This window comes from Synechococcus sp. PROS-U-1, assembly GCF_014279755.1.
GTDB lineage: Bacteria > Cyanobacteriota > Cyanobacteriia > PCC-6307 > Cyanobiaceae > Parasynechococcus.
This window is the reverse complement of the sequence record NZ_CP047951.1, coordinates 2236692-2250257: the sequence shown is the minus strand read 5'-3', so window position 1 is coordinate 2250257 and position 13566 is coordinate 2236692. Positions and strand designations below refer to the sequence as shown.

General features: G+C 63.2%; 10 protein-coding genes. 5 read left to right on the top strand and 5 right to left on the bottom strand.

The window, feature by feature from the left end; all coding sequences use genetic code 11:
• Nucleotide 1: 1 nt before the first annotated feature.
• From SynPROSU1_RS12245 to SynPROSU1_RS12230, 4 genes are read right to left on the bottom strand one after another with little or no spacing between them, the layout of a single operon-like run.
• Nucleotides 2-1450 carry a DUF2079 domain-containing protein gene (locus tag SynPROSU1_RS12245; RefSeq protein ID WP_186570738.1) on the bottom strand — a complete coding sequence of 483 codons (1449 nt, stop codon included), beginning with the start codon at nt 1448-1450 and terminating at the stop codon, nt 2-4.
• Nucleotides 1428-2963, bottom strand: coding sequence for a glycosyltransferase family 39 protein (locus tag SynPROSU1_RS12240; protein ID WP_255444676.1), 1536 nt, complete (start codon nt 2961-2963; stop codon nt 1428-1430). Before SynPROSU1_RS12240 ends, SynPROSU1_RS12245 begins: the two co-directional genes overlap by 23 nt.
• Nucleotides 2926-4056 carry a glycosyltransferase family 2 protein gene (locus SynPROSU1_RS12235; RefSeq protein WP_186570737.1) on the bottom strand — a complete coding sequence of 377 codons (1131 nt, stop codon included), beginning with the start codon at nt 4054-4056 and terminating at the stop codon, nt 2926-2928. Before SynPROSU1_RS12235 ends, SynPROSU1_RS12240 begins: the two co-directional genes overlap by 38 nt.
• 23 nt (nt 4057-4079) lie before the next feature.
• Nucleotides 4080-5681: a glycosyltransferase family 39 protein gene (locus SynPROSU1_RS12230; protein WP_186570736.1), complete on the bottom strand. Its 1602-nt coding sequence runs from the start codon at nt 5679-5681 to the stop codon at nt 4080-4082.
• Between the two features lie 430 nt (nt 5682-6111).
• Between SynPROSU1_RS12230 and SynPROSU1_RS12225 the strand changes: the two genes are divergently transcribed.
• The 5 genes from SynPROSU1_RS12225 to SynPROSU1_RS12205 all read left to right on the top strand — a co-directional run bounded on the left by SynPROSU1_RS12225 (nt 6112) and on the right by SynPROSU1_RS12205 (nt 13282).
• On the top strand, nt 6112-7611 hold the full coding sequence (locus SynPROSU1_RS12225; protein WP_186570735.1) for an iron uptake porin: 1500 nt from the start codon (nt 6112-6114) through the stop codon (nt 7609-7611).
• 221 nt (nt 7612-7832) lie between these two features.
• Nucleotides 7833-9476, top strand: coding sequence for an iron uptake porin (locus SynPROSU1_RS12220; protein WP_186570734.1), 1644 nt, complete (start codon nt 7833-7835; stop codon nt 9474-9476).
• 109 nt (nt 9477-9585) lie between these two features.
• A complete protein-coding gene (gene cysK / locus SynPROSU1_RS12215) occupies nt 9586-10554 on the top strand; it encodes a cysteine synthase A (protein ID WP_186570733.1) in 969 nt (322 codons plus the stop codon).
• Nucleotides 10551-11219, top strand: a complete 669-nt coding sequence (locus SynPROSU1_RS12210) for a J domain-containing protein (RefSeq protein WP_186570732.1) — start codon at nt 10551-10553, stop codon at nt 11217-11219. The genes cysK and SynPROSU1_RS12210 overlap by 4 nt, the downstream gene beginning before the upstream one ends.
• On the top strand, nt 11216-13282 hold the full coding sequence (locus SynPROSU1_RS12205) for a glycosyltransferase family 39 protein (protein WP_186570731.1): 2067 nt from the start codon (nt 11216-11218) through the stop codon (nt 13280-13282). The genes SynPROSU1_RS12210 and SynPROSU1_RS12205 overlap by 4 nt, the downstream gene beginning before the upstream one ends.
• Here SynPROSU1_RS12205 and SynPROSU1_RS12200 read toward each other — a convergent pair.
• The gene (locus SynPROSU1_RS12200) at nt 13261-13515 is read right to left on the bottom strand and encodes an NAD(P)H-quinone oxidoreductase subunit O (RefSeq protein ID WP_186570730.1); all 255 of its coding nucleotides are present in this window, start codon (nt 13513-13515) and stop codon (nt 13261-13263) included. The two genes, SynPROSU1_RS12205 and SynPROSU1_RS12200, sit on opposite strands and share 22 nt — an antisense overlap.
• Nucleotides 13516-13566 lie beyond the last annotated feature (51 nt).

Sequence of the window (13566 nt, the reverse complement as noted above, 5' to 3'; positions counted from 1 at the left end):
CTCACAGGATCGGGGCGCTATCAGCTGGTGCACTGTCGGGACGGCGCTGTGGTGTTGCGGCGGCAGGGGCTCGACACAGCTCCAGGCCAGATGCCCATCTCTGACAGGTCCAGCTCCTGTCCCTGGCTTCAGTAAGCAGGCTCTGCTGCACCTGTCGGGTTGATCCCCAGCCCGGGTCACGGGGATTGAGCAGCAGCACGTTCCAGGGCCCTGCGTCGAGGAGCGAGCTCTGTTTGTTCTTGGGGAAGCCGACCGTGGTGCGCTGGCTGAGCTGTGGCACCAGATAGCTGGTGGTCAGCACGGCGTCTTGCGGTTGAATCAGGGCCCGGGCCGCTTGAACGGCTTGCATCTGGGGCAGCCGGGCCAGGTAGGGGCCGGAAAAGAACCAGGGCTTGGCCAGCGCGAGCCAGCAGGCCACGGCCCAGCACAGCATCCAGGGAAAGCTTCGCTGGGGTTGGGGTTGCCGCCGCAGACCATCGACGCAGGCCACCACGGCCACCACCGCCAGGGGCAGGCTGTAGTGATGCACCAGGGTGCGATAGCTGGCGGAGGCTGAGAGCAGATTCACCAGTACCAACGGCAGCCCGATCAGCAACGTGCTGAGGGAGGCCCGTCGCCACAGGGGGATGCAGGGCAGGCAAAGCAGCAGCAGATATTCCGATCCTCCGCCCCAATCCAGGCCACTGAGAACCGTGAGCGGATCGCCGTTCAAATGGCTGAACATCCGCGATGCGGCCTTCGGCCCGTTGCCATCCCGAAGCAGTGGATAAAGCCAACGACTAAGCATCAGCAGCCATCCGATGCTGATTCCCCCCGCCGCAAGGCTCCATCGCCAACGCCGGCGCCAAGCAAGATCGATGGCCATTCCTGCCGTGATCAGCACGAGGCCATCGCGGCAGCCCAGCATCAGAAGCAGCAGCGAAAACCACAGCCAGGGGCGATTGCGTCGCTCGGCCCAGAGGGCCAGAGCGAAGGCAGGCATCACCCAGGTTTCGGGGTGGAAATCGAAGAGGGCGGCGTTGAATACCACCGGCTGCAGCCACCAGAGGCCGCAGACCAGCCAGCAGCGTCGACGGGTCAGTCCCGCTTGCTCCGCCAGCCACCAGATCGGCAGCGCGGTGCAGCTCAGGGCCAGCGCCTGACTTGCCAGCAGCCACTGCAGGCTGGGCAGGATCCAATAGGCCGCACCCGCTAAATAGAGCATCCAGGCCCCGTGGTCGGCCAGCACATGCACCTGCTCCATCGAGGAGATCGGTGCGGTTCCGGAGCCGATCAGCCAGGCCCACTGATCGAACAGCCCCAGGTCGTAGGCATTGCTTTGCAGCAGGCCATGGCGTGCCGCCGCGACGCCCCAGAGCAGCAGGCCAATCCCTGCAGCAAGCACCAACAGCAGCGGGGGGAAGCCCTTGGGGGGCGATGGCCGGGATTCAGCGCTGGGACTGGAGGTCATCGATTGGAATCAGGTAGGTCTGGCTGTTTGTGTCCACCCAGGCGTTGGGGCTGGCGCCCACCATCTCCCGCAGAATCCGTTGCCGCTTCTCAGGCATCGGTCGGTAGGTCTTGTCCCACACAAAGCTGCCGGCCAGATGGCTGGCTCCGGCGCTCTTCCAGCGCTGGAGCCGTTCCGGTGTGAGTTGCTTGCTGGAGATCAGCCAGCCCTGACGGCGGGCCAGGTTGAGCAGGGTTGGATCGGTGCTGGTGACACTCACGATCCTCGCGTCGATTGGTAAGTCCCTGCGGATGGTGAGGGCCAGGGGCATCCACGCCTGACGGTGGCGATGCTCCACGGCCCAGTAATCCACCGAGAGCACCGTGAGGCTCACCACCAGGGCAAGGCCGATCAAAAGCCGAGGCTGCCAGCGGCTGCGTTTTTGTTGCCAGGTCTGCCAGCCCAAGCCGATCAGTGGAGAGCTGAACAGCAGCAGGGGCAGTTGGTAGTACTCATGGATCGTGCTCGAGCGCATCGTGGCGACCGTGCAGAGCAGAACCCCCAGCAGACCGCTGATCGCGATCTGCCCACCACCGCTGCGCCAGCTGGCCCTGAGGCCAATCAGCAGGAAAGGCACCCCCACCAGCGCCAGGAGACGCAGGCCAACCCGCAGCATCAGATTGGTCCAGCTGTTGAGGTCCAATAGAAGACTGAGGCTGCTGCGATCGGCCCCCGACCCCCAGAACCCGAAGCTCAGTCCACTGGCCAGTCCTAGATGATGGGCATGCCAGAACCAGCCGATGATCGCCGCAAGACTGGTACCGATGTAAAGCCAGAACCCCGGGCTCCCCATCAGGCGAAGCACGCGACCGGGCAGGGACCGCATGGGTGGGGCCTCGCCTTGAGGGTTGGAGGTGAGGTGCACCATCAGCATGGGCAGCCCCAGCCAAAGCAGCGGAATCACCTTGATCAGGCCAGCTGTGGTGAAGCCCAGCCAGCTCAGGGCCAGGGCCCAGGCCAACCGTCGCTCACGCCAGAGGCTCAGGCTTTCCAGGGCCCCTGCGGCACAAAGCAGCAACAGGGCTTCGGCCTGGAAGGCGCGACCGAAATACACCCCCAACGGTGCGATGGCAAAGGCCAGGCCCGCCCACCAACCGGCTTGGGGGTTGAACCAACGCCTGCCGAGGCGCATCACGAGCCAGATGGTCAGCCCGCTGCAGAGCACCGATAGACCACGCCCCAGCCATTCCTGCACGCCCATGAGGCCGTAAAGACGGCTGATCAGAAAGGGGTAGAGGGGAAATTCCGACTCCACAAAGCCCGCACTCGCGCCTCCCCAGTCGATTTGCGGCAGCCAGATCGGTGTGCCCGCTTGGCTGAAATGCCTGGCCATGGCCGCGGTGTCAGCCTGCCGCCAACTATGGACACCAAGCACTGGCATCCAGATCTGCACCAGCCGCAGCAGGCTTCCCAGGCCGATGGGCAGCCAGGCCGGCTTAGGGGCTATTCCAGACAAAGCGGGATGAGGCCGCATAGTTCCAGACGTAGACGACAACAATGCCCGCCAGTTGGGCCCAGAGCGCATGGGCCTGGATCAGGGTGTAGAAACTGGTGGCCAGACCGACGTTGGCAAGTGCGGGGAGGGAGGCAACCAGGAGGAACTTCAGCAACCCTTTGATCAGCTGTCGTCCGCTCTGGCGCCGATCGCGGAAGGTGAGGGCATTGTTCACCAGATAATTCGAACTTGCAGCGGTGATCACGGCCACCGGAAGCGCCTGCTGAAAGGAGAGGTTGAGCAGGCCCATGAGGAGTGCGGTCGACATCAGCTGAACCACTACACCTGAGGCGCCAACAAGTCCGAAGCTGATTGCCCGCCGTGGCAGCAGCCGCAGGGTTGCGGTGTGAATCAGGGACACCACGAAGTCCCAGAGGATGGCGAGATCGAGCTTGGAGCTGCCATGCAGGCGCGGCTGAAAGCTCAGCGGGATTTCCCCCACCTGCAGGCGGCCGCGGCTGATGGCCAGGAGCTCGTAGAAAAATTTGAAGCCGTTGACGTCCACCTGGCGGACCATGGGCAGACAGCGATCGAGGCGCAGCACGATGAAGCCGCTCATGCAATCGCTCAGGTGCTGATACGACCTTGGAAGACTCCAACGGGCCAGCCGGTTGGCGAGCGTGGAACCATCGGTGCGTCGACCACTGAGGCCACGGATTTCGGAGTTGTCCAGGAAGCGGCTCCCCGCAACCACGTCCAGGGACTCACGTTGCAGGACCAGGACGGCCTCCCTAACGGAGGTGGGCTCATGCTGGCCATCGCTGTCCATCACTACGGCGAGGGGATAGAGAGCTGCGATCAGGCCTTCCTTGATTGCGCTGGCCAGTCCGGAGCGTCCCACCCGTTGAATGATCCTGATCCTGGGGTCCTGGCGGGCTAAGGCGCGGACCAAATCAGGGGTGCCATCGCGGGAATCGTCATCGACAACCAGGATCTCGAGCGGATGTTCGGTCTTCAGACGAAGCAGGGATTCGATCACCTGGCGGATCGATCCGCCTTCGTTAAACGTTGGCAGCACGATGGATAGGCCGCTGTGGGTCGCCTGTCCTTCACGTTCCGCGGTGGATGACACAATGCGCTGCAGTCGGGCTCAGGCTACCGACAGTCGGCCAGGATCCACCGCCCTGATTGGCCCTCGATTAGGCAGCCTTCCTGGGGCTTGTCGCTAAGACGCCGACCTGCGTCTCCTTTGAAACGTGGGATTCGTTGTTCGGCATACCAGTTCAGGCTGGGACGTTCGTCGTAGCCCTTCAGCGTTAGCCCTGCCCCGGGGCTTTTCCTGGCCAAGGCAGCAACGGGTTGTACCGGCCAGGTTTCATTCAATTCCCACAACCACAGCGGTGAGTGAAACAACAGGGCCAGCGTGGCGACATTGCCGCAGGTGAGGCTGATCAAGCCAAGGCGCCGTTGCCTTGGTGCGTCAGATCGCAGCCACCAGCCGCCGAAACACCAGCCGAGACCCAGCACAGCCGCCAGGCTGCGATAGGGCGCAAGGCTGCTGCCGATGCGGCTGAAGCTGCCCAGCCACAGCAGCAGCAGCAGGAGTCCGAGTCCGCTCCAGAACATGGGAAGGCGCAACAGCAGCCAGCGGCCGGGTGGCCTTGGACTGTCAGGTGACTCCAAAGATGGGGTAGAGGAGGAGGGTTGCTCCACCAGCCAGACCAGCAGAGGAGCGCAGAGAAGGGCGATCGGCAGCCAGAGCGGATGGCTGTACCAGGGGAGCTGGGTGCGCAGCGGAAGAATGGCCCCCGCCAGGGTGAGCAGGCTGGCCACCGACCACTGCCCCCATCGGCTTTTGCGATACCGCCAGGCGAAGGCCAGTGCGAAGGGCACCAGAGGCAGCCAGGGCCAGCCCCCCTCGAGCACTTCGATGATGGGAACCCGCCAACCCAGATCACTGCCTTCACCGGCATCCAGCAAAACCCTCCCGGCGCCATCGCCACCCCAGAGCCAGAGCGCCTCGCTCCCCCGGATGTGGGCATGCCAGAGATGCCATCCCATCCCCGGTGCCAGGCCCAGCAGCATTCCGGTGCAAGCCTTGGCATGGTTCCAGTTTTTCCATTCCTTGCTCCAGACCAGCGCCAGGCCGGCGGCCACGGCCGAGGGCACCAGCAAGGGCGCCTTGAGCAGGAGCATTGCGCTGGCCATTAGGCCGGCGACCGCTCCCCAGAGGCCGCTGTAATGGCGGCGGTTGAGCTGCAGCAAGGCCAGCCAGAGCAGAGCCATGGCCGTCAGCTGGGCGCCATCCAGCATGGCTAGACGTCCGTGCCGGGCCACCGGCAGCAGCGTCAGCAGGATCAGGCTGGTGGCGATGGCGCTGGAGCGATCTCCCGGCCGCAGGGTCCATTGCAGCCAGCCTCCAAGCGGGACCACCAGACAGGACAGCAAGGCCGGTGCCAGTCGGATGGTCCATTCCGATGGGAGCTGGTCGGGCTGCGTTGTCGCACTGATCACCAGCGCGATCAGGCTGTGAAGTCCTGGTGCTTTGTTGAGGTATGGCCCGTCCCAGAGGGTGGGCAGCAACGGGGCTTCCCCGAGTCCGTGGCGAAGTTCGAGAGCCACCCGGGCCACGGTGGCCTCATCGAAGTCCCGCAGGGGGAGATCACCGAGCCCGATCAGGGCCAGGCCGGCAGCGACAAAGCCGAGACCCACCAATGCGATCCAGGGAGCTGGGCCAGGAGCTGAGCCGGAGCGCATGGGTGCTCCTCATCGCATCAAAAACTGAGTATGGTCCGAGTGTTCAGGATGCAGTGACGTGGAGAAGTGATTGCTTCCTCCGGGAAGCAAGCATGACTCCGAATGCGTTGCCGGCATTCACAATCCTTCAGGAGGAGGTGTCCATGATTTCCAGTTGTTTGATTCAGGGTCTGCTGATCGCGGAGAACGCCGGCTGAACGGCGCCTTCTGACTGATCATCCGGTTCCGCGGCATGAGCGGACCCGGCGAGAGCCCCCGTCCGGTTTTCCGGGCGGGGGCATCGTTTTTGGAAGTCTTCCGATGAGCTAAACGGTATTCGCTGATACATGTCGATGTATGGACCGGCACATATCCACTTGGATATTGGATGTCCACCTCTCAAAATCTGGAAATGGCGTAGTTGCGCCTATTTCCTGTGTGAGGAACCTAAATGAAGCTTTTCCAGCAACTGCTGGTGGCTCCTGCCGCCCTTGGCCTTCTGGCCAGTGGCGCTAATGCCGCCGAGCTCAACATCAACGGCGTCTCTGATTACGCCTCGTCTGCTGATCAGGTGACCAGCGTCACCCAGTTCTCCGACGTCTACCCCACCGACTGGGCCTATCAGGCTCTGGCGAACCTGGTGGAGCAGTACGGCTGCGTGGCCGGCTACCCCAACGGCACCTTCCGTGGCAACCGGGCCATGACCCGCTACGAAGCGGCTGCCCTGCTGAACGCCTGCCTCGACCGGATCACTGAAGTGACCGACGAGCTGCGTCGCCTGCTCAAGGAATTCGAAACCGAGCTTGCCATCCTCAAGGGTCGCGTTGACGGCCTCGAGGCCCGTGTTGGCGAACTGGAAGCAACCCAGTTCTCCACCACCACCAAGCTGAAAGGTAAGGCCGACTGGGTCTTCGGTGCAGCTAAGGCCCACGGCCGCGGCAGCAGTGCTTTTGAATCCGAAGCCGGTGGTACTTCCTTCAGCTACAACCTGGCTCTGAACCTGGAAACCAGCTTCACCGGTAAGGATCTGCTCTACACCCGCCTGCGTGCGGGCAACATGAACAACGTCTACACCGGCTTGTTCTCTCAGGAGTACGGCTTCGACTCCGGCAATGCCGTGGTTGTCAACCGTATGTGGTACAGCTTCCCCATCGGTGAGAACTTCACCGTGGTTGGTGGCCCGATGGTTCGTATGGACGACATGCTGCCGGTGTGGCCTAGTGCCTATCCGTCTGCAATGACGTACGACTTCTTCACCTACGCCGGTGCACCTGGTGTCTATAACCTGGCCCTCGGCGCTGGTGCTGGTGTGTATTGGAAGTCTGATGACTTCAGCATCTCCACCAGCTACCTCTCCACCAACGGCAACTCGAGCGATCCCAACACGGGTGGTATCGGTACCGATGGTGCCGACTTCAGTGCCACCACTCAGATCGCTTATGCACCTGAGAACTGGGGTATTGCTGCTGGCTACACCAAGGCTTCCGGTAACAACGAGAAGCTCTACATCGGCAACGCCAACCCTCAGGGCGTGATCGCTTCTGGGCTTGGTAGTCAGACCAACTCCGCTGGCCTGAGCGCCTGGTGGACCCCTGAGGATTCCGGCTGGATTCCTTCCATCAGCACCGGCGTCGGCACCACCTGGTTCGATGGCAGTGGCACTGATGGCTATTCCGCGTCTTGGTACGTGGGCCTCGAGTGGGACGACGTCTTCCTGGAAGGCAACTCCTTCGGTATGGCCGTTGGTCAGCCCACCTTCGTGGCTTCCGTTGACGGCGACGCTGTCGAAGATGGCGCCGGCTATGCCTGGGAATTCTTCTACAAGTTCCAGGTCACCGACAACATCAGCGTGACTCCTGCCATCACTTACCTGAGCAAGCCCTTCCCTTCTCAGGACTCCAATGGCATGAACGCCATGAGCGGTCTGATCAAGACCCAGTTCAAGTTCTGATCGCTGGTTTTGAGGCCCCTTCTGGGGTCTCATCCTTTTCAGAAGTTTCAGCTCTCCACCTCGGTGGAGGGCTTTTTTTGTGCGCGACGCGGTTGCTGGATGGTCTTAACCGATACCTAAACAACTCTTGAGTTGCGCTTACCGCCAGGGTGAAGTCGGGCCCATAGCGTGAGGCCGCTGGCATGTCTTGCCGGCACTTTTCTCTTGGTGTGAGAACCCAAATGAAGCTTTTCCAGCAACTGCTGGTGGCTCCTGCTGCCCTTGGCCTTCTGGCCAGTGGCGCTAATGCCGCCGAGCTCAACATCAACGGCGTCTCTGATTACGCCTCGTCCGCTGATCAGGTGACCAGCGTCACCCAGTTCTCTGACGTCTACCCCACCGACTGGGCCTATCAGGCTCTGGCGAACCTGGTGGAGCAGTACGGCTGCGTGGCCGGCTACCCCAACGGCACCTTCCGTGGCAACCGGGCCATGACCCGCTACGAAGCGGCTGCCCTGCTGAACGCCTGCCTCGACCGGATCACTGAAGTGACCGACGAGCTGCGTCGCCTGCTCAAGGAATTCGAAACCGAGCTGGCCATCCTCAAGGGTCGCGTTGACGGCCTCGAGGCCCGTGTTGGCGAACTGGAAGCAACCCAGTTCTCCACCACCACCAAGCTGAAAGCCAAAACCGTCTGGGTCGCTGGTGCGACGCGCGCTAAAGGTGATAACTACAACACCGGTGGCGAGAAGGGTGCACGTGATGCCTACAACGCTCAGTACGGCGGCTTCTCCTTCAGCTACGACCTCCGTCTCGGCCTGAAGACCTCCTTCACCGGTAAGGATCTGCTCTACACCCGCCTGCGCGCGGGCAACATGGGCGACACCAGTGTGTGGGATGGCAACGGCGTCAGCCTGAACAAACTCGACACCGCTGCCCCCGGCGGCAACATCGTCGAGGTTGATCGTATTTACTACCGCTTCCCCGTCGGCGACAGCTTCACCGTTCAGGTCGGTCCTCTGACCCGGAACACCGAGATGATGGGCTACAAGGCCACGGCCTATGCCAAGGGTGGCACCAAGATTCTCGACTTCTTCGGTGGTTCCCTGGGCACCCCCGGCGTCTGGAACAAGGAGACCGGTGGTGGCTTCGGTGCCATCTACAGCAACAAGAAGCAAGTGGAGAAGGGCAACCCCTACTTCACCGTCGCTGCTAACTACGTTGCTGATTCCGGTGAGGCCAATGACAGCAACCCCAACACGGGTGGCTTCATGACCGACAACTCCGAAGGCAACATCACCACTCAGATTGCCTACGGCAACAAGCAGTGGGGCTTTGCCGCCGGTTACCGCTACGGCCAGTGCGGCGCCAAGTTCCGTACCGGTACCGAGTACGCCGTTGGCGACAAGTTCGGCACCCCTTGCACCGTTGGTGACGCTGACGACCGCAGCAACGCCGATAGCCACAGCTGGTCCTTCCATGGCTTCTGGCGTCCGGAAGATTCCGGTTGGATGCCTTCCATCAGCGCTGGTGTTGGTAAGTCGTACCTCAATGGCAACGACGACTGGGATGACAACACCAACAAGCGGGCCATGGCCAGCTGGATGGTGGGTCTGACCTGGAACGACGTTTTCCTCGAAGGCAACGCCCTCGGTTATGCCGTGGGTCAACCCCAGTTCGTCTATGAAGTCGAACGTGGTGACGTGGCCGATGCCGGTTATGCCATGGAGCTCTGGTACAGCTTCCAGGTCACCGACAACATCCAGATCACCCCAGCCATCTACTGGCTGAGCCGTCCCTACGGTAACGACACCCAGAACGTCAACGGCGACTACAAGTCACTCGGCGTCTTCGGTGGCCTGGTTCAGACCACCTTCAAGTTCTGATCTCTTGGCCTGACCTTGGTTGGGCCATCAGAACAGCTTCCCTCACACACATCAAGCCCTCCCCTGAGGAGGGCTTTTTTTATGGTTGTTCCGCGGGCAAGCTGCACCCATGAGCATTGCTCCTGACATCACGGCCTTGATTGGCGGCACGCCTCTGGTGCGGTTGAACCGCCTGCCTCAGGCCTGCGGCTGCAAGGCCGAGATCCTGGCCAAATTGGAGAGCTTCAATCCCTCGGCCTCGGTCAAAGACCGCATCGCCAGCGCGATGGTGCTGGAGGCTGAGCAGGCGGGCACGATCGTTCCCGGACAAACGGTGCTGGTGGAACCCACCAGCGGCAACACCGGGATCGCCCTTGCCATGGTGGCGGCGGCCCGGGGGTACCGGCTGATTCTCACCATGCCGGACACGATGAGCACCGAGCGTCGGGCGATGCTGCGGGCCTATGGCGCTGAGCTGCAGCTCACCGACGGTGCCCAGGGCATGAATGGCGCGATTGCCCTGGCCAAGGAGTTGGTGGCGGAGATCCCTAACGCTTATCTGCTCCAGCAGTTCGACAACCCCGCCAATCCAGCCGTGCATGAACGCACCACGGCCGAGGAGATTTGGCGCGATACGGAGGGCCAGATCGATGCCTTTGTGGCAGGGGTGGGGACCGGTGGCACGATCACCGGCTGTGCCCGGCTGCTGAAAGAGCGCCAGCCGCAGCTCCAGGTGATTGCCGTTGAGCCCGAGGCCAGTGCCGTGCTGTCTGGGAAGCCTCCAGGAGCCCATCGCATTCAGGGGATCGGGGCCGGTTTTGTTCCTGCGGTTTTGGAACTGGATCGGATTGATTCGATCCTCACGGTGAGCGATGAGGAGGCGATGCAGGTGGGCCGGCGGTTGGCCCGGGAGGAAGGTCTGCTCTACGGCATCAGCAGTGGAGCCGCCATGGCAGCGGCCCTGCGGGTCGGCCAGGACCCCGCCATGGCAGGCAAACGGCTGGTGGTGATGCTGGCTAGTTATGGCGAGCGCTACCTCTCCACTCCGATGTTCAGTGCCGCTTCGCGGCTTCCCGCCCGGAGGGATGGCCAGCTGTGAGCGACCCCTATGCCGTGCTTGGCGTCAGCAGCACCGCCAGCAACGCTGAGATCAAAGCGGCCTATCGCCAGTTGGTGAAGCAGCACCATCCCGATGCCGGTGGAGACGATCAGCAGATGCTGGCCCTCAATGCCGCCTGGGAAGTGCTTGGCGATGTCGAGCGCCGTAAGGCCTTTGATCGCACGCGGCCCCAGCCGGGGCGTGCCGCATCTCCGGCGGATCTGCGCCGCGCCAGCCGTGCCCACGAGCGCTCTGTAGCGGCCGACGATGCGCTGGTGGAGTGGCTGCGGCGGGTCTACGCCCCGATCGATCGCATGCTCGGGGAGGTGATCAATCCTTTCCCCAAGCAACTCAAAGCACTGTCGGCTGATCCCTATGACGACGAGCTGATGGAGGCGTTCTGTAGCTATCTCGAGGCGAGCGGACGCCGGATGGACAAGGTCAAACAACTGTTCCAGTCGTTGCCCACGCCGGCCTCGGCGCGCGGTTTCGGCCTCAGCCTTTATCACTGTCTCTCGGAAGTGGAGGACGCTCTGGCGGAGCTGGAGCGCTACACCATGGGCTACGTGGATGGTTACCTCCACGATGGTCGCGAGATGCTGCGGGAGGCCAAGCAGCGACGCAAGCGGCTCCAGGATGAACGGCGTCGGTTGGAGATCGTGTGAAACAGCGCTGGCGTTTTTGGGCCTGGGTTGGCCTGATCTGGGTGCTGTCCACCCTTGTGGATCGGCTCTGGTGGACCCTGCAGACCGGCGTCCCCGCCTGGGATCAGGCCGATTACCTCAATAGCGCCATGGACCACGGCCGCGCCTTGGGGTTGCTGCCAGGTGGCGGTTGGCAGGGTTGGCAGGCGTTGCTGGATCTTTCCCCGAAGATTCCGCCCCTGGCCTCGTTGGTGAACGGCAGTGTGATGGCGTTGAGTGGCGATGCCCCGGAGCAGGCGGCCTGGAGCCTCAGCCTCTGGCACGGGTTGCTTCTGGTGGTGATGGCGGGCTGGGGGAGGCGGCTGCAGGGGGAGGGCCTGGCCCTGATCGCCTGCCTTTTGGCGGCGTTGACGCCGGCCTTCCTGGATCTGCGGACGGATTACGTGCTTGAGATGGCCCTTGTGGCCAGTTGCAGTCTGGCGATCTGGCGCCTGGGAGTCTGGTGTGATCCCCAGAGCGGTGGCCGTTGGGGTCAGGCCTGGGGATGCACCGTGGCGGCTCTGGCGGCGGTGCTGGTGAAGCAGAGCGCTTTGCTGGTGCTTGTGCCCGCCGGTGTCTGGGCCGCCGGGATGGCGATGCGGCGGGGTGGCGCCTGGTTGCGTCAGGCCCTGCTGTTGCCCTTCCTCACGGCCGCGCTTGTTGGCCCCTGGTTGCGTCACAACTGGATCACCAGCCTCGGCGGTACCAACCGTGCTGTGTTCGAGTCGGCGGCCCGGGAAGGGGATCCCGGAGTGCTCAGCCTGGCCAGTTGGCTGTGGTACCCGCGGCTGTTGCCAGAGCAGCTGGGCAGTGTGCTGCTTTTGGTTGGTCTTTCGGGGGTGCTGCTCTGGTGCTGGCAGCGCCAGCAGGTTTCCACCGATCACGCCTGGTCCTGGCGCTGGCTGCTCATCAATCTCGTCGCGGCCTGGGTGCTCACCACCTTGAGCCCCAACAAAGGCGACCGCTACATCGCCCCCCTGATTCCCTTCCTGCTATTGCTGCTGGCCCGTGGGTGGTGGCAGTGGGGCCATTGGTTGCTGGCCAGGCGTTCAAAGCTGGTATGGCCTTTGTTTGGAGCAGGCGTGCTGGCCTGTGTCCCAGCCGGTTGGGCCCATCAGCTGCATCGGTTTGAGGACCGGCCCCGCGGACCGGTGGAGGCTCTGGTGCAAGCAGCAGGCGGTGCGGATCCCAGCAACCCTCCTGCCACCTTGATCGTGGTGCCCAGCACGTCTGATCTCAACCAGCACAACGTCAGCTTCTACGGCCGTCGCCATGGGGGGCAGACCGTCGGACGCCAGTTGGGTGGAAGCCGCCGGGACCGTGAGCCTGTGTTGGCGCGGTCGGAATGGGTTGTGCTGGCGGAAGGGAACCAGGGATCGGTGCGCAAGGCTGCACGGCGCTTGGATCAAGCCGTGCGCAGCAGCGGTGTGTTTGATCTGGTGGATCAGTTTCAGCGTCCCAGGGGGGGCAGTTATTCCCTCTGGCGTCGCAGCACGACGCACCCCATTGCAGGCCCATCCTTTGCCGAGCGCTTCCCACGTCTCGCCGCCGGGCTGGCGGCCGGGCCGGTGGGGCTGGATCCGGTGTTCGCAGCGGTGGGGCGGGAGCACATGCTCGATGGTCATTTCAGCTATCGGGAGCCCGTGCGCTCAAGGGCCCTAGAGGCCTTGGCCAACGATCCGGAGGCGGTTCAGCCGCGTTGGAGCCTGGCTCTGCTGGCGGTGCTGGAAAACCGTCCGGGGCAGGCGTCGGAACAGTTCGAGGCCTTGCAACGCCTGTTGCCCGAGAACCCCTGGCCAGCGGCTTACCGCAGTGTGGTCAACCTGGCGGGCTGGAATCCCTGGCAGGCCGCCGCTGCTGCTGATGGGGCAAGCGTCTCGAATCCCGTTCTGGCGGCCCTGGGGGATCTCAGCGGCGTGCTGTCGGGGGCCGTTTGGCGCATCCCCTCAGCCATGAATTCCGTCCCTGCGGCCGTCACGGCCGTGGAGGAAGCCCTGGACCCCGCCTCCAATCAAGAGCGGGATCAGGAGCAGGCTTCCAGCTGATCCATCCGCAACCACACATCGGGCACCGGACGGTTCCAACGCACCTGGCCGTAGTCCCCTTTGACCAACAGCAGCTCTCCGGGGCCTTCGAAGATGTAATCCGGTGCCGTCGGGTCGCTGGCAGCGGCTTCAAGGCTGGCGCTGTAGGCGGCCTTGTTCACCCTGACCAACGCACCTTTCCGCAGCGCAGCAGGCTTGGCCTTGGCGGGGGCAGCGGCGTCGGATTCGGCCATGACAAGAAATGGTGATGGCACCAGGCTAAAACCAATCGCCGACGAACCCCT